The 26,121-nt window shown below is 65.6% G+C and carries 20 protein-coding genes and 1 pseudogene; 8 read left to right on the top strand and 13 right to left on the bottom strand.

What is annotated here, in order from left to right; genetic code table 11:
- Positions 1-5 precede the first annotated feature (5 nt).
- The 3 genes from FOB47_RS05930 to FOB47_RS05920 form a co-directional block, all read right to left on the bottom strand.
- The gene (locus FOB47_RS05930) at positions 6-2,465 is read right to left on the bottom strand and encodes a TonB-dependent receptor (protein ID WP_244959166.1); all 2,460 of its coding nucleotides are present in this window, start codon (positions 2,463-2,465) and stop codon (positions 6-8) included.
- Positions 2,466-2,570: 105 nt separating this feature from the next.
- The gene (locus FOB47_RS05925) at positions 2,571-3,602 is read right to left on the bottom strand and encodes a FecR domain-containing protein (RefSeq protein ID WP_174780273.1); all 1,032 of its coding nucleotides are present in this window, start codon (positions 3,600-3,602) and stop codon (positions 2,571-2,573) included.
- Positions 3,603-3,630: 28 nt separating this feature from the next.
- Positions 3,631-4,152: a sigma-70 family RNA polymerase sigma factor gene (locus FOB47_RS05920; protein ID WP_053823876.1), complete on the bottom strand. Its 522-nt coding sequence runs from the start codon at positions 4,150-4,152 to the stop codon at positions 3,631-3,633.
- A gap of 309 nt (positions 4,153-4,461) precedes the next feature.
- Between FOB47_RS05920 and FOB47_RS05915 the strand changes: the two genes are divergently transcribed.
- Both FOB47_RS05915 and FOB47_RS05910 read left to right on the top strand, forming a co-directional pair.
- A complete protein-coding gene (locus FOB47_RS05915) occupies positions 4,462-6,525 on the top strand; it encodes a bifunctional 2',3'-cyclic-nucleotide 2'-phosphodiesterase/3'-nucleotidase (RefSeq protein ID WP_244959165.1) in 2,064 nt (687 codons plus the stop codon).
- Between the two features lie 46 nt (positions 6,526-6,571).
- Positions 6,572-7,351 (top strand): tetratricopeptide repeat protein, encoded by a 780-nt coding sequence (locus tag FOB47_RS05910; RefSeq protein WP_244959164.1) that lies wholly within the window; start codon positions 6,572-6,574, stop codon positions 7,349-7,351.
- A 215-nt stretch (positions 7,352-7,566) separates the two neighbouring features.
- Here FOB47_RS05910 and FOB47_RS05905 read toward each other — a convergent pair whose 3' ends face one another.
- From FOB47_RS05905 to FOB47_RS05880, 6 genes are all read right to left on the bottom strand, one after another.
- Positions 7,567-8,325, bottom strand: a complete 759-nt coding sequence (locus FOB47_RS05905; RefSeq protein WP_390884868.1) for a MetQ/NlpA family ABC transporter substrate-binding protein — start codon at positions 8,323-8,325, stop codon at positions 7,567-7,569.
- 235 nt (positions 8,326-8,560) lie between these two features.
- A complete protein-coding gene (locus FOB47_RS05900; RefSeq protein ID WP_174780271.1) occupies positions 8,561-10,855 on the bottom strand; it encodes a xanthine dehydrogenase family protein molybdopterin-binding subunit in 2,295 nt (764 codons plus the stop codon).
- Positions 10,852-11,985 carry an FAD binding domain-containing protein gene (locus FOB47_RS05895; protein ID WP_174780270.1) on the bottom strand — a complete coding sequence of 378 codons (1,134 nt, stop codon included), beginning with the start codon at positions 11,983-11,985 and terminating at the stop codon, positions 10,852-10,854. Before FOB47_RS05895 ends, FOB47_RS05900 begins: the two co-directional genes overlap by 4 nt.
- Positions 11,982-12,515: a (2Fe-2S)-binding protein gene (locus FOB47_RS05890; protein ID WP_390884869.1), complete on the bottom strand. Its 534-nt coding sequence runs from the start codon at positions 12,513-12,515 to the stop codon at positions 11,982-11,984. The genes FOB47_RS05895 and FOB47_RS05890 overlap by 4 nt, the downstream gene beginning before the upstream one ends.
- 425 nt (positions 12,516-12,940) lie before the next feature.
- Positions 12,941-13,351 (bottom strand): VOC family protein, encoded by a 411-nt coding sequence (locus FOB47_RS05885; RefSeq protein WP_174780269.1) that lies wholly within the window; start codon positions 13,349-13,351, stop codon positions 12,941-12,943.
- Between the two features lie 76 nt (positions 13,352-13,427).
- Positions 13,428-13,868 carry a helix-turn-helix transcriptional regulator gene (locus tag FOB47_RS05880; RefSeq protein WP_053823882.1) on the bottom strand — a complete coding sequence of 147 codons (441 nt, stop codon included), beginning with the start codon at positions 13,866-13,868 and terminating at the stop codon, positions 13,428-13,430.
- 223 nt (positions 13,869-14,091) lie between these two features.
- Between FOB47_RS05880 and FOB47_RS05875 the strand changes: the two genes are divergently transcribed.
- A complete protein-coding gene (locus FOB47_RS05875) occupies positions 14,092-15,471 on the top strand; it encodes a sensor histidine kinase (protein WP_174780268.1) in 1,380 nt (459 codons plus the stop codon).
- 124 nt (positions 15,472-15,595) lie between these two features.
- Here the strand turns inward: FOB47_RS05875 and FOB47_RS05870 are convergent, their stop codons facing one another.
- The gene (locus FOB47_RS05870; protein ID WP_174780267.1) at positions 15,596-16,195 is read right to left on the bottom strand and encodes a TetR/AcrR family transcriptional regulator; all 600 of its coding nucleotides are present in this window, start codon (positions 16,193-16,195) and stop codon (positions 15,596-15,598) included.
- Between the two features lie 188 nt (positions 16,196-16,383).
- Between FOB47_RS05870 and FOB47_RS05865 the strand changes: the two genes are divergently transcribed.
- The 5 genes from FOB47_RS05865 (at position 16,384) to FOB47_RS05845 (ending at position 19,988) form a co-directional block, all read left to right on the top strand.
- Positions 16,384-17,058 carry a glutathione S-transferase gene (locus tag FOB47_RS05865; RefSeq protein WP_174780907.1) on the top strand — a complete coding sequence of 225 codons (675 nt, stop codon included), beginning with the start codon at positions 16,384-16,386 and terminating at the stop codon, positions 17,056-17,058.
- Between the two features lie 161 nt (positions 17,059-17,219).
- On the top strand, positions 17,220-17,711 hold the full coding sequence (locus FOB47_RS05860) for a VOC family protein (protein WP_174780266.1): 492 nt from the start codon (positions 17,220-17,222) through the stop codon (positions 17,709-17,711).
- Between the two features lie 52 nt (positions 17,712-17,763).
- Positions 17,764-18,744 (top strand): diacylglycerol/lipid kinase family protein, encoded by a 981-nt coding sequence (locus tag FOB47_RS05855; RefSeq protein WP_174780265.1) that lies wholly within the window; start codon positions 17,764-17,766, stop codon positions 18,742-18,744.
- 2 nt (positions 18,745-18,746) lie between these two features.
- Positions 18,747-19,544, top strand: coding sequence for a metallophosphoesterase family protein (locus tag FOB47_RS05850; RefSeq protein WP_174780906.1), 798 nt, complete (start codon positions 18,747-18,749; stop codon positions 19,542-19,544).
- Between the two features lie 153 nt (positions 19,545-19,697).
- Positions 19,698-19,988 carry a DUF1330 domain-containing protein gene (locus FOB47_RS05845; RefSeq protein WP_174780264.1) on the top strand — a complete coding sequence of 97 codons (291 nt, stop codon included), beginning with the start codon at positions 19,698-19,700 and terminating at the stop codon, positions 19,986-19,988.
- Positions 19,989-19,994: 6 nt separating this feature from the next.
- Here FOB47_RS05845 and FOB47_RS05840 read toward each other — a convergent pair whose 3' ends face one another.
- The 3 genes and pseudogenes from FOB47_RS05840 to FOB47_RS05830 all read right to left on the bottom strand — a co-directional run bounded on the left by FOB47_RS05840 (position 19,995) and on the right by FOB47_RS05830 (position 25,727).
- On the bottom strand, positions 19,995-20,888 hold the full coding sequence (locus FOB47_RS05840; RefSeq protein ID WP_217488893.1) for an IclR family transcriptional regulator: 894 nt from the start codon (positions 20,886-20,888) through the stop codon (positions 19,995-19,997).
- Positions 20,888-23,614 carry a DUF6351 family protein gene (locus FOB47_RS05835; protein ID WP_144425949.1) on the bottom strand — a complete coding sequence of 909 codons (2,727 nt, stop codon included), beginning with the start codon at positions 23,612-23,614 and terminating at the stop codon, positions 20,888-20,890. The genes FOB47_RS05840 and FOB47_RS05835 overlap by 1 nt, the downstream gene beginning before the upstream one ends.
- Positions 23,615-24,344: 730 nt before the next feature.
- A pseudogene (locus FOB47_RS05830) lies at positions 24,345-25,727 on the bottom strand (ISNCY family transposase).
- Between the last annotated feature and the right edge of the window lie 394 nt (positions 25,728-26,121).

Genomic DNA, 26,121 nt, shown 5'->3' with positions numbered 1-26,121 from the left:
AGCCGTTAGAAGTCGAATTGCGCCGACAGCATCAGCGTGCGCGGTGCGGCCGCGGTGACATAGGTCCCGCTGGCCAGCCAGTAGTTGTCGTTGAACAGGTTCAGCACATTGGCGCGCAGCACGACCGGCGTGCTGCCGATCCGGGTCCGGTAGCGGGCGCCGATATCGTAGCGGGTATAGCTGGGCAGGCTCAGCGTATTGGCCGCGTTGAAGTACATCGACGAGGTATGGAGCACGCGGCCGGACAGGCTCAGGCCCTGCACCCACGGCGTATCCCAGTCGACGCCCAGGTTGAAGGTGCGCTTGGGCACGTTGTTGGCGTCCTTGCCGTCGTTGACGCCGCCGGCGGTACGGGTCAGCTTGGCATCAAAGAACGTCGCGCTGGCCATCAGCCGCAGGCCGCGCATCACCTCGCCGTAGGCCGACAGTTCCAGGCCGCGGTTGCGCTGCTCGCCGTCGAAGCTGTAGATGTTGGTGGCGGGGTCGGTGACGGCGCTGGGGCGTTCGATCTGGAACACCGAGACGGTGGTGGTGACGCGGCGGCTCCAGTCGACCTTGACCCCTGCCTCGTACTGCCTGGACTTGTACGGCGCGAAGACCTCGCCCGCGTTCTCGGTGCCGGCCGGTGCGACGCCGCCGCGCGTCAGACCCGCGGTGTAGTTGCCGTAGACCGACACATTGGAGAGCGGCTTGATCACGATGCCGGCGAGCGGCGAGACCGCGCTGTCGTCGTACTTGCCGGACTGCACGCCAGCCGTGAAATTTTCCAGCGCCACGCGCTGGTGGCGCAGGCCGCCGGTGATCAGCACGCGATCGTCGGCGAAGGACAGCGTATCGGTCAGCGAGAAGCTGGTCAGTTCGGTTTCGGAGGCGCGCTGCGGTTCGTCACGGGTGCCGCGCACCGGCGGAATCGGCACGGGGTGGTAGATGCTGGACGGCACGCCGTCGCTGAGCGGATTCGCCCGATAGAAGTTGCCGGCCTCCTGATCGAGCCGCGTCGCGCTGAACGTCACGGTATGGCCGACGTTCCAGGTTGCAAAGCTTGCGCGCGCGCCGACCTCGGCCGTGCGCGTCTTGCTGTACGCGTCGTACCAGGCGTTGTTGACGGTGAAATTGCCCAGGGCATCGACTCGTCCCGACGGGAAGTCCTGATACGTCGATCCCTCGTGATAGCCGGCCGCGCCCCATACCATCAGGTTAGGCGCGAGGTCGTATTCGACCCGGCTCATCACGGCCGTGTCGTGCAGGTTCAGCTTGGTGCCGGGGTAGAAATTCCGGTGACCGGACGGCGCCTCGGGAATCGACGTGACGCCGGCCAGGAAGCCGATCTGCGGCCGGAAATTGTCGATGCCCTCGTGCTGGCTGTAGGCATCGAGCGACCAGCGCAGCTTGCGGCCGCGATAGTCGAGCCCGATCGCGCCGACCGTCTGTTCGGCGCGGCCATCGTCCAGCGTCGTCTTGCCGTTCTGGTAGCCGCCATTGAAGCGCACGCCCCATTCCTTGTTGTCGCCGAAGCGGCGGCCGATGTCCGCCTGCACGCCGAGCTGCGACTTGCTCTGGAAGGTGCCGGTCAGGCGGGTCAGGGGCTCGTCGCCGGCACGCTTGGTGACTACATTGATCGCGCCGCCGATGCTGCCGTTCGGGCCGATGCCGTACATCAGCGTGCCCGGGCCCTTGAGCACCTCGACGCGCTCCATCATCAGCGCCGGCATCCGGCTCGCGGAGGCCATGCCGTACAGGCCGTTCAAGCCGACGTCGCCGCTTGACACGGTATAGCCGCGGATCTGGAAGTCCTCGCCGAAGCCGCCGCTCGATGTCAGCGTGCGTACCGAAGCCTCGCCGACGACCACGTCGGCCAGCGTGCGGGCCTGGGTGTCCTGCAGCATCTCGGCGGTGTAGTTGGTGGTGCTGAACGGCACGTCCATCACGTCGGCCGTGCCCAGCACGCCCAGGCTGCCGCCGCGCGCGACCTGGCCGCCGGCATAGGGCGCCGGCAGCGCGCCGTCGCTGGCCGATGCGACCACGGTCGCTGTGGGCAGCATCGCGACGCCATCGCCGGTATCCGCGGACCGCGGCGCGGCATTGACGACGTAGGTGCCGTTCGCCTGCTCGACGGCCACCAGCCCGGAGTTGGCCAGCAGCGTGTCCAGGCCGCGGCGCACCGTGTAGTTGCCCTGCAGGCCGGCGCTGCTGCGGCCGGCGGTCAGTTCGGGCTTGAACGACAGCATGATGCCGGCCTCGCGGCCGAAGCGGCTGAGCGCGTATTCGAGCGTGCCGGCCGGGATGTCATAGCTGCGGCTTGCGGAGGCAGGCTGCGCATGGGCGATGGCCGGCACGGACAGCGCCGGCAGGACCATGGCGGCGCCGCAGGCGATCTGCCGCGCCGCGCGGGCCAGCAACTTGCGCCGGAATCGGTGAGTGGGCTGGCGCGTCGGCGCCGTGACGTGGACCCGGAGGGAAGCCATGATCTGACCTTTCTGAAGGAGGAGAAGTTGGAGTGCTCACCTCCCATGACCCGCGAAAATCCAGAACGGATCAGCTCGCGGTAATTTTTTTCGGATCGTCGTGAACTACCCCCTTGCGGCCGGGCCCCGCGTCAGCCGGATCTCTCGTCGCCCCCACAGCCTCGTCACCACTTCGGTGCGAACCTCCAGCGTCGTGCCCAGCGCGCTCAATACCTTGCCGATGTCGTCGAGCGGGAACGAGCCGGACACGCGCAGGCCGGCCAGCGCCGGGTCGCAGGACAACGCGTCGTGGCTGTAGCGGCCCAGTTCCACAAGGAAATCGTCCAGCCGCATGCTGCGGGCGACGATGAAGCCTTCGGCCCAGGTCGCGCCGTCGCTTTCGGCCGGGCCAGGGGACGTGATGCTGTCCGCCGTATAGCTGGCGCGATAGCCGGCCGGCAGCACGATCGAGCGGCCATCGTTGCCTTTGCCATTGGGGCGGATTTCGACCTTGCCCTCGAACACGCTGACGTCGGTATCGTCGCCGCGCTGGCGCACGACGTAGCGCGTGCCGAGCGCCTGCGCCGTGCCCTGCGCCGTTTCGACGAGGAAGGGCCGGGATGGCGATGCATCGTCCTTCGCGGTGGCGATCAGGATTTCGCCGGCCAGCAGCCTGACGCGCCGCTGCGCGGCGTCGAACTCGATGTTGATCGCGCTGGCGGTGTTCAACCACAGCTGCGTGCCGTCCGCCAGCACCAGCGAACGGCGCTCGCCGACCGCGGTGCGATGGTCCGCCGCCCATTGGCGCCACGGCGTATGGTCGCGCGCGCTCCAGGCGAGGCCCCCAGCGAACAGCGAGACCGCCAGCACCTTGACCGCGCGCCGGCGCTTTGGCGAACGCGGCGGGGCGAGCGCGGCCCGCGCGATATCGGCGGTCACCGGCGAGGATAGCGGCCGCAGCCGGTCCTTGACCGACTCGATCCGCTGCCAGGCCCGCTCGTGATCGGGATGCGCGGCGCGCCAGCGCTGCCATGCCTCGACGACCTCGGGCGCCACGTCCTCGCCCTGCAGTTCGAGCAGCCATTCCAGCGCGCGCTCGGCCACGTCGGCCGGAACGTTGGCGGCGTCGGCGGTGGTCTGGTACCAGGTCGAAGCCAAGGCGGCGATATCCGGGTTGATGCGGTCGTTATCCGACGAACGACAGGTCCGCGAAGAAGCATCGCTGCAGCGCCTTGACGACATAGCGCTTGACCGTCGGGACCGAGATGCCCAGCGCCTGCGCGACCTGGGCGTGCGTCTGCCCGTCGAGCTGGGACAGCAGGAAGGCCTCCTTGACGATCGTCGGCAAGCCGTCGAGCAGGCAATCGAGCTCGAGCAAGGTCTCGAGCAGGATCGCTCGTTCCTCCGGCGACAGTTCGACGCGGCTTGGCGCCTGCGCCAGGGCCTCGAGATAGGCGCGTTCGAGTTTTTCGCGGCGCCAGTGGTTGGACACCAGGCGCTGCGCGACCGTGGTCAGGTAGGCGCGGGGCTCGTCGAGCCGGCTCGGTACCCGATCGCTGTTCAGCAGCCGCACGAAGGTGTCGTGCGCCAGGTCGCCGGCCTGCTCGGCGCTGCCCAGGCGCCGGTGCAGCCAGCCCTTGAGCCATAGATGGTGGTCGCAATACAGCGACTCGATGCTCGTGGGTGGCAGGCAGACCGGCGTAGGCATGTTGCAGCAGGAGATTCCGCTCGACCGCCGCTCCGGCGGGGCGGAGGCGGACACGGCAGAGCGGAAGGCGGAATGGCAAGGAAAGGTGACGAAAACAGAATGATGCAAATAGTAATCATTATTAATAACAGAGTTAAACGAAATCTGTCAAGGCGCGATGGGTCTGGGGCGCGAGGCGTGTGGCGCGCGGACGAGGCAGGGCAGGGAGCCGGATCGCGCACCGTCCGCCGGCTGCCACATTTCTGCCATGCCGCCGCCATAGTTGGCCGCGACAATCTTCGGCTTCTCACCCAGCGAAGGAGCAGACCCGTGTCCCCACTCCGATCCACATTGGCCAGGCTGGCGGCCCTGGCGACCGTTACCGTGCTGGCTGCCTGCGGTTCCGATGACGATGGCGCGGGCAATCCCGGTCCGGGCACGCCGCCGCCGGCCGCGGTCGCGCCGGGCACCCGGGCCACGCTGGCCTTGCTGGAGACCACCGATCTGCACAGCAACGTGCGCAGCTATGACTATTTCAAGCTGGCCGAAGACCAGACCATGGGCTTCGAGCGCGTATCGACGCTGATCAAGCAGGCGCGCGCCGAATTCCCCAATACGATGCTGCTGGACAACGGCGACACGATCCAGGGCACCGCACTGGCCGATTACCAGGCGCAGGTCAGCCCGCTGTCGTGCGGCGATACGCTGGCGATGTACAAGGTGATGAACGCGGCCAGGTTCGATGGCGGCGGTATCGGCAATCACGAGTTCAACTACGGCCTGCCGTTCCTGAACCAGGTCACCGGCAACCGCTTCAACGTCGACGGGCTGCCCGAGCCGGCCGCGCAGACCGCTTGCGCGGGTCCGACCTTTCCGCAGGTGCTGGCCAACGTCTACAGCGTCAAGTCGAAGGCGCCGCTGTTCCAGCCCTACACGATCATCACGCGGCAGTTGAGCGCCACCGCGCCCGACGGCAAGGCCGTGACGGTGCCCGTCAAGGTCGGCATCATCGGCTTCGCGCCGCCGGCGATCATGACCTGGGACAAGCGCTGGCTCGACGGCAAGGTCTACACGGTCGGCGCCAGGGAAGCCGCCGAGCAGTACATCCCCGAAATGCGGGCGAAGGGCGCCGACCTGGTGGTGGTGATCTCGCATGGCGGCCTCGATGCGTCGACGTATTCGCCGAACATGGAGAACGCGAGCTGGCATCTGTCGAAGGTGCCCGGCGTCGATGCGATGCTGATCGGGCATTCGCACCAGATCTTCCCCGACGCCAACAGCACCGTGGCGCAGTTCAACCTGCCCGGCGTCGACAAGGCCAGGGGGCTGGTCAACGGCGTGCCGACGGTAATGGCGAACTACTGGGGCAAGCACCTGGGCGTGATCAAGCTCGAACTCGCCCATGACGGCACGCGCTGGACGGTCGACAAGAATGCGACCACGGTGCAGGCGCGCTCGATCCAGAAGGCCGACAAGACCTATGTCGAGGCCGACCCGGAGGTCGCCGCTGCCATCGAGGCAGAGCACCAGGCCACCATCGCCTACGTGAAGACGCCGATCGGCACCACCGACTACCGGATGAACAGCTACTTCGCGGACGTCGGCGATCCAGGGGCGATCCAGATCGTCAATCAGGCCCAGGCGGCCTACGTCAAGGACTACATCGCCGCCAACCTGCCGGACCTGGCGTCGCTGCCGGTGCTGTCGGTGTCGGCGCCGTTCAAGAGCGGTTTCGGCGGCGGCAGCGACTACACGGACGTGCAGGCCGGCAACCTGGCCATCAACAACGCCGCCGATCTCTACCTGTATCCGAATACGGTCTACGCGGTGAAGGTCAATGGCGACGAGATGAAGGCCTGGCTCGAGACCGCGGCGCGCCGCTTCAACCAGATCAGCACCACGGCGAGCACCGAGCAGCAGCTGATCAGCAGCTTCCCGGGCTACAACTTCGACATGTTCACCAGCGCGGACCTGAGCTACGAGATCGACGTGACCCAGCCGGTCGGCAGCCGCATCAAGAACCTCAGCTATCTCGGCGCACCCGTGACCGCCAGCCAGCAGTTCATCGTCGCCACCAACAACTACCGCGCCAGCGGCGGCGGCAACTTTCCGGGGCTGGACGGCAGCAAGACCGTTTACGCCTCGCCCGATGCGAACCGCGACGTGCTGATTGCCTACATCAAGAAGATCGGCACCATCACCCGTGCCGCCAACGGCTCGGCACGCAGCTGGCGTTTCACCAAGGTCGCGACCGCGGGCAAGGTGGTGTTCAGTTCCGCGCCGGGGCAGCTGCCGCAGGCGCAGGCCGCCGGTCTGACCAATATCACGCTGGAGAGCGCCGACGACGGCTCCGGCAAGAATCTGGCGAAATATGCGATCGACCTCAACAGCTGAGTGGCGGGGCGGCGGCAAGCCGCTCGCGTGGCGCCGCCTGAATCCGTTGCCCGTCATCGCCACGGCCGCGGTATTGCTGGCGGGCGCCTGCGTCGCCGGCGCAGCGGTCTGGCGCCATCATGCCGCGCAACATGACGATGCCCGGCGGATGCAGCTCACGCAATGGCAGACCCTGGCCACGGCGGCCGCCGATCCCGACGCGTTGGCCTCGCTGCGTGCCGCGGCCGAGCGCGGCGAGGTGGCCGCGCAGACCGCGCTGGGCGAAACGCTGCTGTCGCGGCCAAATGCCTCGGAGCGAGAACAGGCACGCCGGTGGCTGCAGCGCGCGGCGGCGACGGGCGACGCGCGTGCCAATTTCGTGCTCGGCAAGGCCGCGTTCCTTGGCGGTGCTGGCGGCGACGGCGGCGCGGCGGTAAACGGCAAGCCCGACCATCAGGCGGCCTGGCGGCATCTGCGCGCCGCGGCAGAGGCGGGCCATGTCGGCGCGGCCTACTACCTGGGCCTGCTCCATCGCGGCGGTTACGGCGCGCAGCCGAACCCCGCCGAAGCGGCGCGCTGGTTCACGGTGGCGGCCGAAGGCGGGGTGGCGCAGGCGATGTTCATGCTGGCCAATGCCTATCGCGAGGGCAGCGGGGTCGCGCGCGACGACGACAAGGCTGTGGCCTGGTACGAAGCTGCCGCGGAGCGCGATCACCCGGAATCGATCCAGGCGCTCGCCATCGCCTACCGCCATGGCGAGCTGGGCCTCGACCCCGACGAGCGCAACTTCCGCTTCCATCTGGTCGAGACGGCGCACGCGCTCAAGCATCCGGCCCTCAAGCCCTGAAACCGCCCCGGATTGCACACTGTCGATCAGCGGCCCGCTGCAGTTCAGCCTGCCGACCACGCAGTTCGTCGTGGCGACGTTCGTCTATCGGCAGCCGGTGTCAGCCAATACGGTGGTCGCGCTGGCAATGATCTCGCTGGTGCTGACGGCCGTCGCGGTTCGGCCGCTGCTGACGGCGCGCTGTCCCGCGAGCCCGACGCGGCCGCGACGGTGCGCTACTTCTGGTATGCCGGCAGCACGAAGCCGGCAAAGCGCTGCTGCGTCACGGCCTTGAACGAGGCAGAGCGGTAGGCATCGCGGATATCGGCAACGAAGGGCTTGTTCAGATCGCTCGTTTTGACGGCCACCAGATTCATGTAGTAGTCGGGGATCTTTTCCAACGCCAGCGCCGACGTCAATTTTAGCCCGGAGGCCAGTGCGAAATTGCCGTTGACGAAGGCATAGTCGACGTCATCGAGCGAGCGGGGCAGTTGCGCCGCTTCCAGCTGCACCAGCTTGAGCTTGTGCGGATTGCCGGCGATGTCCCGCTCTGATGCACGCACCGCGTCCGTGCCGGGCTTGACCGTGACCCAGCCGATCTGTTGCAGGATCGCGATCGCGCGTGCGAGATTGGTCGGATCGTTCGGCAGCGAGACCGTCGCCCCCGGCTTCACGTCGCTCAACGCCTTGTGCTTGCGGCTGTAGATGCCGATCGGTGCCGTTGGCACGTGGATCACCTCGGACAGCTGCAACTTGCGGTCGGCGGAGAAGGTCTTCAGATAGACCGAATGCTGGAAGGCATTGGCGTCGAGCGCGCCGTCCGCCAGTGCCAGGTTTGGCTGGACGTAGTCACTGAATTCGACAATGGTCACCTTGTAGCCGCGCCCTTCGAGAATCGGCTTGATGCCGTAGCGGATCTGGTCGGCATAGGGGCCGGCGGTCGCGCCGAAGCGGATTTCCTTCTTGTCAGGGTCCGCCGCGCAGACGGACTGCATGGCGCCGAAGGCCAGCAACAGGGTGGCCAGTATCCGGACTCGGCTTGCGACTCGCATCGAATTCTCCCGTTGGTTCTCGATTCTGTTCTGCGTGTTGTTCTGCGGCGGCGCGGCTGCGCCGGGGAACATGCCGGCCCATTGTAGGGACGGGCGAGACGGGAGCGAAGCTGCAAATTGGCATGCGCATATGCGGCGAGCGCATATGCGCAACGAACGGGCTGTGCCGGGGGCCGACCTACCGCGCCATCACCTTGTCCGGCGTCATCGGCGTCGTCCGGAGGCGCCTGCCGGTCGCATGGAAGATCGCGTTGCTGATCGCGGCCGCGACGCCGACGATGCCGATCTCGCCGACGCCCTTGGCGCCGATGCGGCTGACGATGCGGTCGTCCTCCTCGATGAAGACCACGTCGATATCGCGAATGTCGGCGTTGGCCGCGACGTGGTACTCGGCGATGTCGTGGTTCATGAAGCGGCCCAGCGCGTGGTCGGCATGGGTTTCCTCGTGCAGCGCCTGGCTGATGCCCCAGACCACGCCGCCGATCACCTGGCTGCGGGCGGTCAGCGGATTGACGATGCGGCCGGCGGCCACCGCGCTGACCACGCGCATCACGCGCACCAGCCCCAGTGCCTCGTCGACGCGTACCTCGCAGAACACCGCGGAATGGACCGCGCGCACCGTCTTCTTCTGTTCCGCGAGATTGGGGACCAGCAGATAGCGCACGCCCAACTTGTCCTTGCCGTGGGCCGACAGCACATCGGTCAGCGGCATCGCGACGGCGGGATCGGCGCGCAGGCAGATCATGCCGTCACGGAATGCCACCTGTTCGAAGCCGCAGCCCTGGAAGCGGCTGTCGCGCAGCCCTCGGGCCAGGCGCCACAGCTGGCGTTGCAGGCGTTCGCAGGCCCCATCGACGGCGGAGCCGACGGTCGCCACATGCGAGGAGCCGCCCTCGATCGGCGCGAACGGCAATTCGGAATCGCCGAGGCGGAACACCACCCGTTCCAGCGGCAGGCCCATCGCGGAGGCCGCGATCTGCGTCATCACGGTATAGGTGCCGGTGCCGATGTCGCTGGCCGCGCTGGCGACCTCCAGCAGGCCGTCGGCATGAAGCGTCGCGCTGGCGCGTGCGGCCATCTGCATCGCGTCCCACGTGCCCGTGGCCATGCCCCAGCCGATCAACTCGTGGCCGTCCCGCATCGAGCGCGGCTGCAGCGGGCGCTCGTTCCAGCCGAAGCGCCGGGCACCCTCGTCATAGCATTGGCGCAACGACTTGGTCGAGAAGGGCAGGCCCTTGTTGCCGTCGCGCTCGGCGTAGTTCGCCAGCCGCAGCGCCAGCGGGTCGATGCCGGCCGCGTACGACAGCTCGTCCATCGCCACTTCCAGCGCATGCACGCCGTGGGCGGCGCCCGGTGCGCGCATGTCCATCGGCGTGTAGTGATCGAGATCCACCAGCCGGTATTCGAGGCGGACGTTTTCGCTGGCGTAGAGCTGTCCGGACCAGTTCGCGACGACTTCGACGTAGTCCTCATGCCGCGACGTCTCCGCGGCGACCTCGTGGATCACGGCTTTCAGCCGGCCCTCGGTGTCCGCGGCGAGCCGTACGCGTTGCCACGTTTCCGGACGATGGCCGAAGGTGAACATCTGCTGGCGGGTCAGCACCACGCGCACCGAGCGCTGCAGCTTCAGCGCGCCCATGACCGCCATCAGCAGCGGGTACTGGGGCCGCAGCCCCGAGCCGAAAGCCCCGCCGACGAACTGGTTGCGCACCACCACCTTGCGCTTGGGCAGGCCGAACACGCGCGACACCATCCACCGGCAGTTCTGCGAGCCCTGGGTCTTGTCGTGGATCAACAGATGGCCGCGGCTGTCGCGTATCACGGTGCTGGCATGCATCTCCATCGGATTGTGGTGCTCGACGCCGGCGTAGTACTCGGCATCGATCTTGACCGGCGCGGCCTCGAAGGCCGCATCGGCGTCGCCCTTTGGCTTCGGCGTCGGCGAATAGCCGGCCTTCAGCGAGGACGGCTCGTGGTTGTGCTGCAAGTTGGCCAGCAGGTTCGTTTCGTGCGGTGTGGCCTCGTACTGGACCTGGACCAGCATCGCGGCGTAGCGCGCCAGCTCGAAGGTCTCCGCCACCACCAGCGCGACCGGCTGGCCGCTGTAGTGGATCTCGTCGTCGTACAACGGCCGGAACGGCGAGCCGGCCGGCGCCGTCATGTCCTTGTAGAACAGCCGCAGCGAACGGACCTTGGGACGGTTCTGGTGCGTGATCACGTCGATCACCCCGGGCACTGCCAGCGCCTGGCTTGCGTCGATCGACACGATGCGGCCGCGCGCAACGGTGCTGTTGACCACCACGCCATAGGCCAGATCCGGCGCGGGATGCTCGGCCGCATAGCGAGCGTGGCCGGTGACCTTGGCGACGCCGTCGATGCGGGGCGTCGGCGTGCCGATCCCCGATTGGCCGGAGCCGGGCAACGCCACCGGCTGCTGATTTTCGTCGATCGGTTCGAGCACGGTCTTGGTCATGCCAGCGTCTCCTCGCGGTATGCGTCCTGACCGGTGTTGGTCAGTATGCCGGCGGCCGCCATTTCCAGCGCGCGCACGATCGCGCGCTCGGCCAGTGGAATCTTGAAGCCGTTATTTGGGCCGCTGTTGGGGCCGTTGTTGAGGCCGCCGTCGGGCGGGCTATCCGCCCAGCTTTCCGGCAGCGCCGGACCGCCCCAGGCTCGCGCATCGCGCAGCACGAAGCGGGCCGCCTCGGCGAACGCTTCGGCGTCCGCCGGCCTGCCGACCAGCAAGCCCTCGGCCTCGGTGTCGCGCCAGGGCTTGTGGGCGACGCCGCCCAGTGCGAGCCGGGCGGCGCGGATGCGGCCGTCGGCCTCCAGATCGAGAGCCGCCGCCACCGACACCAGCGCAAAGGCGTACGAGGCGCGCTCGCGGACCTTCAGATAGCAGCTGTGAGCGGAGAAGGCTTCGGCCGGCGGCAGCGACAGATGCGTGATGATCTCGTCGGGCGCCAGCGTGGTATCGATGTCCGGCCGATCGCCGGGCAGGCGATGGAATTCGCTGAACGGAATCTCGCGCGTGCCGCTGACCGATTCGACATGGACGGTCGCATCCAACGCCGCCAGCGCCACGCACATATCCGATGGGTGGGTCGCAATGCAGTGCTCGCTGGCGCCGAGGATCGCGTGCTGGCGGGCCAGCCCGCTCGCGGCCGGACAACCGGTGCCCGGCGCGCGCTTGTTGCACGGCACGCCGGCATCGTAGAAGTAGTAGCAGCGCGTGCGCTGCAGCAGGTTGCCGCCGTTGGTCGCCATATTGCGGATCTGCGGCGAGGCTCCGGCCAGGATGGCGGCGCGCAGCAGCGGATAGCGCTCGCGCACCAGCGGATGCTCCGCGGTGTCCGCATTGCGGGCCATCGCGCCCAGGTGCAGGCTGCCGTCGGGCTGTGCCTCGATCTCGGCCAGCGGCAGCAGGCCCAGGTCGACCAGCGTGACAGGGCGCATCACGTCGACCTTCATCAGATCGACCAGATTGGTGCCGCCCGCCAGGCAGCGTGCGGACGCATTGCCCGACGCGCGCTCGGCCGCCTCATGGATCAGCGCCAGCGCCACCGGCATGGTGTCGGCGCGTTCATAGCGGAACGGGTTCATGGCGTCTGCTCCGGTGTTGCCGATGACGGCGTTGCGCCGGCAGGAATCGCGGCGGTTTCGCCTGCGTTATCCGTTTGGCGTGCGCCTTCATCCCGTGCGCGGCCGTTCAGCACCACCCGGGAGACCGCCTCGACGATCTGCGGATAGGCGCCGCAGCGGCACAGATTGCCGCTCATGCGCTCGCGGATCTCCGGCACGTTGCGCGGCGGGGTTTCGTTCAGCAATCCCGCGGCCGAGCAGAGCTGGCCCGGCGTGCAATAGCCGCATTGAAACGCATCGCATTCGATGAAGGCCTGCTGCAACGGATGCAGCGCGCCCCCGTCGCCGGCAAGCCGGGCGAGTCCTTCGACGGTCGTGATGTCGGCCTGGTCGTAGGCGACCGCCAGCGCCAGGCAGGCATTGATGCGGCGCCCGTCCGCAAGAATCGTGCAGGCGCCGCACTGGCCATGATCACAGCCCTTCTTGGTGCCGGTCAGGTCCAACTGCTCGCGCAGCAGGTCCAGCAGCGTGACCCAGGGCTCGACGTGCAACGTGTAATCGGCGCCATTGATGCGAAGACGTACCGGCAGCCGCGAGGGCACCGGGCGGGGCTCGTTCTGCGGGGAGCGGGTGATCGGTTTGGGCTCGGGTGCCAGCATGTCGGTCCTCCGTGTGTCGCCATCAGGGCCCCGACAAGGCGGAGCACTCTGGGCGGCCACGCAAGGGCTGCGCCAATGCGGCGAGAGGCAGGGACAATGGCGACAAGCCGCCGGACCGGCACCCGAATCGGCGCAAACGTGCGTCGCGCTACATCCGGGGACCGATTCCGTGGGGCGATCGATATGGCGTGGCGATGCAATCTTGACGCGTCGCCGTTGGTAAAAACGTCAGGCGCCGAAGCAAGGGTTCGCCGGAGGAGGTGCCCCGGGGGGGGCGGCGAGTCATCCAGCAATCAGGATGCGCGGCCCATTCGACCTCACTTCAACTGCTGGATCCGGATCATGTTGCCGGCCGGGTCTCTTGCACCGAAGTCGCGTACCCCATAGGGCTGGTCTGTCGGCTCCTGGACGATCTCCGCGTCCCACTGCTGCAAACGCTGGAACACCGCATCGAGGTCCGCGGCACCGAGCAGCAGCATCGCAAAGGTGCCCTTGGCCATCATCTCGGCGATGGTGCGCTTCTCGTCGTCGGTGACGCCGGGCGTGGCATTGGGCGGGTACAGCACGATGGCGGTGTCGGGCTTGCCCTTCGGACCGACGGTGATCCAGCGATGGCCGCCGAAGGCGACATCCTTGCGGACCTCGAAGTCGAGCGCGTCACGATAGAAGGCCAGCGAGGCCTCGGGGTCGCTGTGAGGCAGGAAGGTCGAGTGGATGGTGATGTCCAAGATCGGGCTCCATGGTGTTTGAGGGCAGGCCCCGGCCGGGCCGTCGCGGCGCGGGCTCGAAGCCATGGGGGCCAGTCTAGACGGGCTCTTTTTCCGTCGCTTCTCGATTCCTGATCGGTCGCGTCACCTGCCGGGCGACGCAGGCCGGAATGCCCTCGGCTTCGCCGGCCCAGTCGCGCCGGTAAACGCTGGGGGAGACACCGACCAGTTCGCTGAACCGCGTGCTGAACGTGCCCAGCGACGAGCATCCGACCTCGAAGCAGACCTCGGTCACGCTCAGGTCGCCGCGGCGCAGCAGCGCCATCGCGCGCTCGATACGCCGGGTCATCAGGTAGGAGTAGACCGACTCGCCGTACGCCTGTCGGAACTGGCGGCTGAGATGGCCGGCCGACATGTGGACGCCCCGGGCAAGCGCCTCGACATCGAGCGGTTTCGCGTAGTCGCGGTCGATGCGGTCGCGAACGCGGCGCAGGCGTGCGAGGTCTCGGAGCGTGGTATCGGGGGCGGCGGCAGGCATCACGGTATCGTGCCATGCGCAACGCCGGGGCTCAACCTCGGGGCTCAACCTCGGGGCTCAACCTCGGGGCTCAACTTCGGGGCTCAAACACATCGGATCCGCCTTCAGGGCCGCATTCAGGCCCGAGATTGCGCCCGCTCTGGCGCAATGCGCGGGGCCAACCCGATTGGCATCGGAGAGCCGATCGCCGACACTGCGGCCGTGAACCGGACCGGAGTCGGATATGGCCAAGACCGCTGCCGTCGGATCGCTGCACCGCCGTCTGAGCCTGTCGCTCGGCGGCCTGGCGCTCCTTGTCGGATTTCTGGGCGCGCTGGGCGCGTGGATCGTGGTCCGCCAGCTGGCCAGCGAGTTCAACGACGACTTGCGGCACGCCGCTGCAGCGATCCGCGCGGCGCCGCCGGTCATGCCGGCACCGCCCCACGGCGGGCCGTCGGCGGCGCCGCCTGTCCTGGTGCAGACCTGGGGGCCGGAGGATAGCGTCCGCCCCGGGCACAGCAGCGCGCCGTGGGTACTGCTGCCGCGGGCGCCGCTGGGCTTCTCCGACGTGGAGGCCGGCGGAATCGTCTGGGACGTGTTTGCGATGCAGGCCGGCGATGCCTACATGCAGATTGCCCAGCAGCGTGCCGTTCGCGCGGCCAATGCGCGGCGGGTGGCGGCATGGGCCGCGGTTCCCGTGGTGCTGTTGTTGCCGGTGCTGATATGGGCGATCCGCGTCAGCGTCAGGGACGCGCTGCGGCCGTTGAGCGTGATCGGCGAGCGCGTCGCGCAGGCCGACCTCAATCACCTGGAGCCGATCGATACCGGCACCGCGCCGGAGGAGCTGCGGCCCTTTCTGGAGTCGGTCAATCGCATGATGGTCCGGCTGTCCGGCCTGATCGACACGGAGCGCACCTTTATCGCGAACGCCGCGCATGAATTGCGGTCGCCGCTGACCGCCCTCCAGCTGCAGGTCGAGAATCTGATGCAGGCGCCGCGCGGCAACATCGACCAGCAACTCGAAGAACTGCGCCGCGGCATCCGGCGCACCGGGACCTTGATCACCCGGCTGCTCGAACTGGCGCGCGCGGAAATCGGCACGCCGCGCGCGCTGGACAACGTGGCGGTGGCCGCTGTCGTCACCGATGTCGTGACCGACCTGCTGCCGCTCGCCATCGACCGCGGCGTCGACCTGGGCGTGGAGCGGCTGGACGACGTGCGGCTCGCCGCCACGGAGACGGATCTGCGCATGCTGATCAAGAACCTGGCGGACAATGCCATCCGGTATGGCGGCCGGGGAGGGCGGGTAGACCTGAGCGTGCGCCGCGACGAAGGCGGTGGCGGTGGCAGCGGCAATGTCGTGATCGAAGTGGCAGACACCGGGCCGGGCATTCCGGAGACTGCTCGCCTGCGGGTATTCGAGCGTTTCTATCGCGGCGGGGCGACCGACGAAGAGGGCAGTGGACTCGGACTCGCCATCGTGCAGACGATTGCAGCGAACCTGGGCGGCCGCGTCGAACTGACGGGGCGCGCGGATGGCCGGCCGGGGCTCGTCGCGAAGGTGGTATTGCCGCTGCGAACCGCACCGCCCGCGGCGAATCCGGCCACGGCCGCCACCGCGTGACCGTGCACAAGGTGCTGGCAGAGCTTGCCGAACACGGATCGCCGGCCTTCCATGGGCCGGATGTGCGATGAAACGGGCTGTGCAAATGGGTGCGGCCCGATTCGTTCAGCCAGCAGAAAAGACGCTATGCCGGTAGAAGACCAGCGCTTCGATAACTGTCGACCAACGCGTCGTACACAGCAATGTCGGCATGGCTTCTTGCAACAAGTTGAGCGCCCGCAATGGCGGCAAAGATGGCGCGTGCCCGCTGGCCGCTCTGAGCCGGATCCACTACGGCCGCTGCCGACAACACCTTGGTCAGCCAGGCAATATTCACGTCTTGAAAGGCCTTGACCTCGGCCTTCACCACTTCCGGCAGGTCATCCGTTTCCGCGGCCATGAAGCTGCATAGGCAAATGTGATTGCCGCTTTCGAGCGCCTTGCGAAACAACTCGGGATAGCGATGCAGGCTCGATAGCGGATCCGGCGATTTTGCCAGCAGTTCTTCAAGAGCGTCCGCTGTGCCCTGCCAATACCGCCGCGCTACGGCCGCGCCAAGATCGGCCTTGCCATCGAAATGGTGGTAGATGCTGGCGGCCTTGATTCCCACCGCCTCCGCGAGATCCCGAAAATTCAAGCCGCCGTAGCCATGCGCCTGCGCGATGTGAGTGGCCGCGGTCAGGATCCGCTCCCTGGAGCCAGGGGACGGGCCAGCGGTCCCGCTCGCGCTCGTGTGCCTTGTCATGGTTTGCGTCTCTCCATCCGCACGTTCTTGACGTGCCGCATTGTACCTTCTATTGTCGAACCTAACGATCGTTAGGTAGATAGACTGCGGAGGGTTTACGCACCCTCCATCCGACATGCGATTCACTTTGGAGAACGGCAATCGTGACCTCCCATCCCGGCAGTAACACCGCCGCAACGATATCCCCGATGCGGATCTACGATTTCCCGACTGGGCCTTATCCAACGCGCGTTCGCATTGCATTGGCCGAAAAGAACCTTCAGTCGCGTGTCGAATTCGTGATGGTCGATCTTTACCAGGGCGAGCACAAAAGGCCGGAGTTCATTGCCACCAGGAATTACTCAGGCACACTGCCGGTGCTGGAGCTTGGCGATGGCACGTGCATAGCGGAATGTACGGCCATCACCGAATATCTGGACGCAGTCGATGGCCAACCGACTCTGACCGGCCGGACGGCGCGCGAAAAAGGCATCATCCACATGATGAACAAACGCGCCGAACTGGAATTGCTGGATGCCATCAGTGTCTATTTCCATCACGCCACCCCGGGCTTGGGGCCGGATGTCGAAATCTATCAAAACGCGGAATGGGGCTTGCGCCAGCGCGACAAGGCAGTGAAGGGCATGCACTATTTCGACTCGGTCCTGAAACAGCAGCCGTATGTCGCTGGCGAGGCCTTCTCGATGGCGGATATCGCGGTGATCGGGGGATTGATCTTTGCCGCACTGGTCAAGCTGCCGGTGCCTGCCGAGTGCGAGGCGTTGCGAGCCTGGTACGCGAGAATGCTGCAGCGCCCAACGGTCGGCAGCCAGCCGGTGTTCTCGGCGCTGTCCCGCGCATCGGCTCGAAGATCGCAGCCGTGATGGTGGAGCGCTGGCCTCGCTCCTGTCGCGATAGTGTGCGACAGTGGCAGGGCCCGACAACGGCATCCGTTCCATCCGATAGACCGGCCCACCAATGTGGACAGCGGCCGCCGCGAACGCAGCGTCGGATGGCGGATTCTTGACGCTCCAGGAGACACGACATGCTCAGCAAGAACACGATCTGCTTGTGGTACGACAACGACGCGCTCGATGCCGCTACCTTCTATGCGCAAACCTTTCCCGACAGCGCGGTCGGCGCCATCCACAGGGCACCGGGCGATTATCCGTCCGGGAAGGAGGGTGATGTCCTGATGGTCGAATTCACGGTGATCGGCATTCCTTGCGTCGGACTGAACGGAGGCCCGCAGGTCAAACACAACGAGGCCTTCTCGTTTCTGATTTCTACCGACGACCAGGCCGAAACCGACCGCTTGTGGAACGCAATCGTCGGCAATGGCGGACAGGAAATCGAATGCGGCTGGTGCAGGGACCGGTGGGGATTGTCATGGCAGATCAGCCCGCGCGCCCTGACTGACGCGGTCACCGGCCCGGATCGTGCGGCGGCCAAGCGCGTATTCGATGCGATGATGACCATGAAGAAGATCGACATCGCGGCGATCGAGGCGGCACGGCTCGGCCGGCCTGACGCTTGATGTCAAAGGACCGGACTCGGGCCGCGACACTGCCTGCCCGCATCTTGTGACCATGCCGAACGCCGACGCTTCGCCGCTGACCGAATCCGTTGCCCGCCTGACTGGCAATGAGCCATTGTTCGTCGTATTCAATGGCGGCTCCGGCAGCGGCGACGCGATCGAGACGCGCGCCAGGATCGAGCAGCGACTGAGCGAAGCAGGGCGCGCCTATACCATCTTCGCAGTGGACCGGCCCAAACAGTTGCCGCAGTTTGCCCAGATCGCGGTCGAACGTGCCAGGCAGGAGAGCGGCATCGTGGTCGCCGCGGGCGGCGACGGTACCTTGAACGCGGTGGCCGCAGCCGTGTTGCCGACGGGGCTGCCATTCGGCATCCTGCCCCGCGGCACGTTCAATTACTTCGGCCGCACCTACGGCATCTCGCGAGAAACCGACGAGGCCTTGGCCAGCCTGCTGGACGCCCGCATCGAACCGGTACAGGTCGGCCTGCTCGACGGCCGGCCATTCCTGGTCAATGCCAGTCTGGGGCTATATCCACAATTGCTGGAAGACCGCGAGGTCTACAAGAAAATGCTCGGTCGGCGCCGCTGGGTCGCGCTGCTGTCGGCGCTCGTCACACTGGCGCGCGCGCCGGCGCAGCTGACGCTGGACCTGCTGTCCCACGGCCAACACCAGGTAATGCGAACGCCGACGCTGGTGGTCGGCAACAACAGCCTGCAGCTGGAGCAGGTCGGCATTCCCGAAGTTGCCCACCTGGAAGACAATCGCCTGGTCGCCATGATTGCGAAACCAGTCGGCACGCTGGCGTTGTATGGATTGCTGCTGATGGGTGCGATCGGCCGGCTGGGCGATACCTCCAGGGTCATCAGCTTCAGCTTTGAATCGCTGACGGTGCGCGTGCGCGGGCGCCGGCGCATCAAGGTGGCGATGGACGGCGAGATCCACTGGGCTCGCACGCCCTTGCACTTTTCGGTATCGCCGAAGCGTTTGCAATTGCTGGTGCCGCGGGACACAAGCCGGTTGGATCGCTCATGAGCGTGGCTCGCGTCCTGCACCTGTCCGACACGCATTTTGGTACCGAGCAAGCGCCGGTCGTGGAGGCCGTGCTGTCGCTGGCGCGCCAGTTGATGCCAGAGGTCGTCGTTCTGTCGGGCGATATCACGCAGAGGGCGAGAACGGGCCAATTCGCGGCGGCGCGCGCGTTTCTCTGCAGGCTGGGGCTGCCGACGCTGGTCATCCCCGGCAATCACGATATTCCGCTCTTCAACGTGGCGGCTCGGATGCTGAATCCGTACGGCGGCTACAAGCGAGTGCTCGGTATGGTGCTGGAGCCGGTCTTCAGCAATGAACGCGTTCTTGCCATCGGCGTGAACACGACCCGGCCATCGCGACACAAGAACGGCGAGGTGTCGCGCGAGCAGATCGACCGCGTTTGTCAGCAGCTGCGCCAAGCCCACCCGCACCAGCTACGAATCGTCGTCGTCCATCAACCGGTGCGCGCGGTCGTCGAGTCGGATACACGAAATCTGCTGATCGGCCGCGAAGCTGCCGTACCGGCATGGGTGGATGCCGGCATGGACATCGTGCTGGGAGGGCATATCCACCTTCCGTATGTGGCGCCGCTGCTCGCCAATTCGGGCCGCCGTGCCTGGGCGGTTCAAGCCGGAACCGCGGTATCGCACCGGGTCCGCGGATCCATCCCGAATTCGGTGAACGTGATCGAGTACCACGTCGACGATGGGCACGTCGGCTGCGCCGTTCAGCGCTGGGATTATGACCGGCGCGACAAGGCCTTCGCCGCCGTGGAAAGCATGGTGCTCGCACTGAGCCGCTAGCGAGCCGGCGAAACGGCAGGGCACCCTCTCGCGGCGCCCAGGTGCCTGTTCTTTTCCGAGACTCGGCATAGACTGATCGGGAAGCCCGTGCGGCGGCTCCGCCGGCAGCGGTGGCGCGCGGCCTGACGCGACAATTCAAACTCGGAGGAAGGTATGGCCAAGGGTTATTGGGTGGCGATGGTCGATATCGCCGATATGGAAGGCTATCAACAGTACATCGCTGCAAACAAGACGGTATTCGAGAAATTCGGCGCCCGTTTTCTGGTCCGGAATGGACAAAAGGCCGTCGTCGAGGGCCAACCTCGATCGCGCGTAGTCGTGCTCGAATTCGACAGCTACCAGCGCGCGCTGGAGTGCTACGAATCCCCGGAATATCAGGCATTGATCGCGCTGCGAACACCGTATTCCCAGGCGGATCTCGTCGTCATTGAAGGATACGAATGACGTCCGTTAGTCCTCCCACTCGGCGGCCTGGATGGAAGCGACGATCGCACGTGCGGTGTTCATCAGCGCGGGCGCGAAGTCGTCATGTAGTAGAGTGCCATGCAGACGGGAGGAGGGGCCGCCGACGGTCAGCGCCAATGGTTCCCGGCCGTCTCCGAGGTCGATGGCAACACCGACGGCAGCGATCTCCCGTTCCCACTCGGACTCCGAACTGGTATAGCCACGCTCCGCGACCTGGCGTTCTGCGCGTTTCAGGCCATCGAGCAACGCGGGCCATTCGACCGGCTGGGCTGCCCGCAGCTGCCGGCTGATCATCTCGCGCATGCCTGCCGTAGAGGCCGACCACATCGCCCGGCCCATCGCCGTGACCGCCAGCGGGATTCGTGTGCCGACGTCGAGCCCCAGGATCAACCTTGCCGTGCCGCGGCAGTGCGCGACATAAACCATCGAGGCTTCGTGCCTGACCCCGAGCGAGATCGCCGACTGCGTGTGTTCCGCGAGCGCCTCCATGTAGGGACGAGCCAAACGCCCGATGTCGAAGTTGGTCAGCATGCTGAAGCCCAACGACAAGACGCCTGGCGCCAAGGCGTACTCGCCAGTGGAAGGGCGATGTTTCAGATATCCGGCAGCCGACAAGGTGAATGTCAGGCGTGAGACCGTGGCGGACGGCAGCCCGGTTCGACGAGCCAGTTCCTGGTGAGCGAGCCAGCGGTCGGTGGGCCGGTAGCATCGCAGCAATTCCAGCCCGCGTGCCAGCGCGGTCACGAAGCGCGGGTCCGCCGCGGGATCGCTTGCGGCGGCTGGATCGATTCGTCTGCGGCCCATCCACTCCTCCAGATCATTGCCGATGGGAAATGCAGCGGCGCGGCGGTGCGATCCGGCGCCGCCGCGCCCCAACATCACGGTGCGAGCGGATGCCCGATCACCATCCCGTTGTCAGGCGTGATCCGGATCCATGTCCCTGCCAGCGGTTGCTCCTGCTCCCCCGGCTTGCTGTAGTCGCAGACCCCGCCGGGAAACACCGCGCGCAGCGCCGCCAGATCGGCTTCGCGCTGCGAGCCGGTCCACGACGGATTGCGCTCCGCGTAACCCGCGTAGTCGCTGACCGACACGGCCTTGAGCTGGCATTGCATGGTGCGGGCATGGATCGGTTCGCCGGCCTCGAAGCGCGGATACGAGGAAGCAGGGAACATCGAATTGCACCGCGACGGCGTTTCGCTAACCTCGACGATTCCGGCCGGCGAAATGCTGCCATTGCCTTTGCGGAACACGGTACTGAAACCGCCAAATTGCTGCGGCTCCGCGATAAAGTCATCGGCCGCGCCAGCCGTAGTGGCACCGAAGCAGCCGTCGACGATGTCCGCCGGCTTGTTTCGAACGACTTTCGCTGCGCGCGAATCGGCATTGCGGTCGCTGACTACCGCCGTCAGCCATCGGTCCATGCCGAAAAACGCCTTCTGCATCGCCGGCAACGACCGCCCGGTGTGAGCCGGGCGCGGAGCCTGGACGGGCATCGTGTGGTGTGCATTCGGATCATGCGCGAAGCTGCCGACATTGGCCGTTCCCGTCCACATGACATGGTTCGCGAACTGGCCCGTCGCCGCCGCGATGCGAGCGCGGACAATGAAGTGGAAGAACTTCAGATGCATGTCACCAGCGCCCGTGAACTCGTTGTTCAAGCCATCGAGGTTCAGGATGGCGGTGCTGCGAAGCCCGGCGCCGCCATACATGATCATTCCCGTTTGATAGGCGCGCTTGAGCGCCTCGGGGTCCGCGCGCATGCGCTCCGTACGCAGATTGCCGTCGATGTCCTGGCCGCCGATCTTGCGGTTGAGGTCGATGAACTGAGCCATGGAGATCAGGCCGGTGTTCAGTGCATTGAGCCCGTACTGAACGCCGACGTTGCCGGTGAACGATCGTGCGAATCCGGTCGAAGGATCGACGCCAAGAATATTCTTGTTGTGATCGTTCACGTTAGGCCGAAGCCCGGTGGGGTTGGGTGGCAGCAGACTGACAGGGGGCGCTGGCAGGACGCCCATGGGAGCGCTGGTGACCACGTTGGCGGGGCTGTACTTCTCCGCATTGCCGATGACCGCATTGAACACCGAACTGTTCCCGGCACCCCCCATCACGTTGTCGCGATCGCCCTGGTTGGCCGGCCTCAGCACCGAGTCGGTTCGCGCGGCCCAGAAGCTGGCTTGCTGGCGAACGCTGTGATAGGTGCCATAACCGGAGGCTGCGGCAATCTCCGCGTTGGTCCAGTTCAACAGCGTCGGATCCGCGGCTCTGGCCGCGGCGGTGGCGTTGTCGTAAGTCGGATCGTAAGGACTGTTGGGAACAGGGGAGTAAGTGCCGTTCTGCGTCGTCCCGCCTTTCGTATGATTGAGCTGGAAGTTGTAGAAGAGACGGCCCTCCATGCTTTGGGGGCCGCCGTTATCCGGAAAGCCGGCCAACATCACGATGCCATCCAGCAGTCCCGGATAGGTGTCGGCAATCATGCTCTGTTGCATGGCAGATCCGGAGGAACCCCAGCCCATCGTGTACAACACCGGCCCGTTTGCCTCGATGAATCGCTCCTTGACCATCATCATGGTCTCGGCCGAGATGATGTGGTTGCAGTTCTGGCCGAAATAATTCAGCGTGGAATTGGCTACCGCAAAACCCTTGCTGAGCGGCAAGTCGTTCAAGGCGTTGAAATCCCCGGCTGCGCCATTGGCGGAATTGCTCGAGCCTCCCACCGGACCCATCGATCTACCCTGAACGTACCAGCCGCCACCGCAACTCTGCCCGAACGGGTAGACCAGCCGCCCGTTGAAATTACCGGGCGGATTCAACGCGCTGGGATTCGGATTTTTTACCGGATCTCCCAGCACGGCGATCTGGTATATGCCTCGATTGATGACGCCGGTTTCCAGTCGGACGATGTAGGGTACGGTTCGGCCATCGAGCAGCGTGGTTGTCTCTACATTGGCGGGCGGATTCGCCGGGTCGTACGGCTGCCAGACCGCGGTTCCAGACTTTGTCGCATCGTGATAGACCCAATCGACCCGGGTCGGGGCAGCGCAATTGGGATCGGTATTCGGACCGGATGTGAGCGTCGGGCCGCCCGGATAGACGGCGAACGTGTCCGTCTGGCAGTGGAAGCTGCCTTCCTGCGGCGCGTAGAGAATCGGCCCCTGTATCGGGAAGGCAGTCAGCGTCAAGGAACCGCGCACTTTCGCATCGGCGGCCGCATCGGTGACCTCGATCTTGTTCTCGCCCTGCTTCAGCCCGGACACCAGCCCCAGCATCGATTTTCTGCCGGCATCCTGCTTGAAGCTCGCCGTGACATCGACGCCGTTCAGTTTCACCTTCGCGTCGCCAATCGTGCCGCCATCGGCTTGGGTAAGTTCGATCAGCGTGTCGTCGCCACTGACCAGGCCCTCGGGCGAAGACAGGCTCTTCACCGAAATGGCCGGCTTGGCGGGTTTCGCCGGCTCGTCACGGTCCCCTCCGCATCCGGAAACGGCAAGCACCAGCGCCGTCGATGCCAGGACAGCGAATGGCACAGCGGTCCGGGTTCCACGTCGGCCTTTCGGTCGGACAGATCGATTGCCCTCTGTTTGCGGGGCGCTTTGCGAATCCATGGTTGTCTCCTCATTTTCTAGTGAAAGCCGACCCCGATAGTCCCGAATATTCCGTGGTACGGAATATTCATCACGCATTGTTATTATCAGACGCCTCAGTCTATAAACCTTGGGGAAGTTCTCAATGGGGGAACACCCGAACCGATACCTGTATTGCAAATTGGAATATATTCCATGCAACGGAGTAATGTTGCGTGGCATGGTTCAATGATCCCGGGGGAACCGCTAGGGCATGTGGGCGGCGTCTTGTGTCGGTTTGAGCTTGGAGGATTGCCGGATCGCTGGCCGCAGGGGGGGGGCGCCGAGACGACAAAACAGTACGGCCGCATATATAGGTGTCGATTATTCGGTAATACGGCGTGATCCGCTGGACTGCGCGACGGCAAGTTCTGGATATGGTTTGCCGAAAATCATCGATATCGATGTGAATTGGTCAGACCATTATTCAATTTATGGCGCCTCGCATTATCGGTGCCAATGGATTCTGGCTTGCCCACGGCAATCTCCGGACGCCGGGCGAGAAGCTCCAGGTGTCGGTCATTGAGCCATTGAGCAACAGCGGACATCTCTAATCCTCTTGAAGCGGACACTTCTATTCATGCCTGACATCTGTTGTCCAGCTGGTTTTCAAAGGTGTGACCGCTGGCTACTTTCAAATGTCAGTCCGATCGTGCTTTTTTCTTTCGGGGTCAGACGTAACGCAGTCAAGCTGGCCGGTCTCGGCGCCGTCTCAACAGGGTGGGGCGGTCGACCCCGCGATCGCCCTGTCCAGATCCAGCCGATTGATCTGCCGCTTGCGCTTGGCCCCCGGCGTGGGCTTCATCGCCGTGGCCGCGCCCCCATTGAGCGTCCTGGACGGGCCTGCCGTCTGCCGATCCTCCCGCAACGCCTGCACCCGCGCCGCAATCTCCAGCACGTGCCCCAGTCGCTTGTGCTCCACGATGTCCGCCTGTCGGATCGTCTCGCGCGGATCGAACACGCTGTAGGGAAGGGCAGCCCCATCGGCCCATAACTCGATCCGCCCATCCGGGTATTCGGCCACCTCGATGGTCCGGCCAATCAGCTTGCGATGCGCCGCGCAGTCCTGCAGCAGATACACGACCTTGTCGTACTGCAACGTCAGGTTCTGCGATACCTTGCGCCATTCGCGCCAGGTAAAGATCCGCTCGAGGTCCTCATCGGTGCGCACCGGCCGGTGCGCATTGAACGCGCTTCTGGGCTCCTTGGCAAAGCGCGCATTGAACTAGGCCATGAAGGCCGGGGCGTAGGCGTTGGCGGCTGCAGGCGTGTCGATCCCGCGCAGCCGCAGCTCCTTGACCAGCCGGTCCTGCAGCACGCCATGCATCCGTTCGACGCGCCCCTTGGCCTGGCTCGAATTGGCGCACAGGATGTCGATGTTCAGCTCGAACAGCGCCCGCCCGAACTGCGTATAGCCGCGCCCATCCGGCCCATCCTTGGCATTGACCCGGAACACGCCAGCCTTGTCGCTGTAGAACGCCACCGGCTTGCCGTGCCGCTCCAGATAGGCCCGCGTGGCCGCAAAGTACGAGAACGTCGATTCGGTTGGCACGAACAGCAGTTGCATCAGCTGGCCAGTGGCGTCATCGACGTAGACCAGCAGCGTGCAGGCCGGCCCCCGGTCCTCGAACCACCGGTGGTCGCTGCCATCGATCTGGATCAGCTCGCCCAGGCAGGCGCGCCGGTGCCGCGGCTGGTGAACCTTGGGCGGGCGCAGCTTCCTCGGGACCCAGAAGCCGGCGTCGATCATGATCCGGCGCACCGTCTCCTTGGCCAGATCAATACCGTGGCGCTCGCGCAGCTTCTCGCAGGCGAGCGTGGGACCGAAATCGGCGTAGGTGTCACGGATCAGCCCGCGGACCCGCGCCTCTAGTCCGGGTGTCAATTGGTTATTGCCGGCACGACCAACACGGCCATTGATCAGCGCCACCGGTCCAATGGCCTCGAATCGCCTCAGCAGTCGCAACGTCTGCCGGGTCGAGAGCCCCATGCGCGCAGCCGCAATCCCGGTCTTGAGCAATCCCTCGGCCAGCGCCTGCAATACCTTCAACCGATCGATCTGCCTCATGGTCAGGGTGATCCTGTCTGAAGACATGGCCGGCTCCCATCAGATGGCAGCCGGTCAGGGTACGCCAACTCACTCGGACATTTGAACTTGGCTAAAACCGGACATTACAACTTAGCTCCAACATCTGTGTCGCCGATAATACTTCTTATGTTAAGTTGGCGGCGGCCGCATCGTCTCTGTCCCCGCTGGCCGTTAATTTGCATAAATTTGTTACCGGTTTTTGCATAAATTTGTTACCCGCCCCTAGGCGCTCACCTTTCGGAGGCTGGCAGTTTCGATGACGGCACAGCCGGCGACTATGCCGGGAGTGCTCAAACGTAAATGTGAGCAAAGTCGCGTCTGAAGTGCGGGGAAAAGCGCTCAATACATCTCTTTTGACTTAGTGAGCGTATCGTTGCGTTTCGCCGCTTGATCCGACGCT

It is taken from the genome of Cupriavidus gilardii (assembly GCF_013347325.1).
Lineage (GTDB): Bacteria > Pseudomonadota > Gammaproteobacteria > Burkholderiales > Burkholderiaceae > Cupriavidus > Cupriavidus gilardii.
The sequence above is the reverse complement of the archived record's forward strand: the minus strand, read 5'-3'. Positions and strand labels throughout refer to the sequence as shown.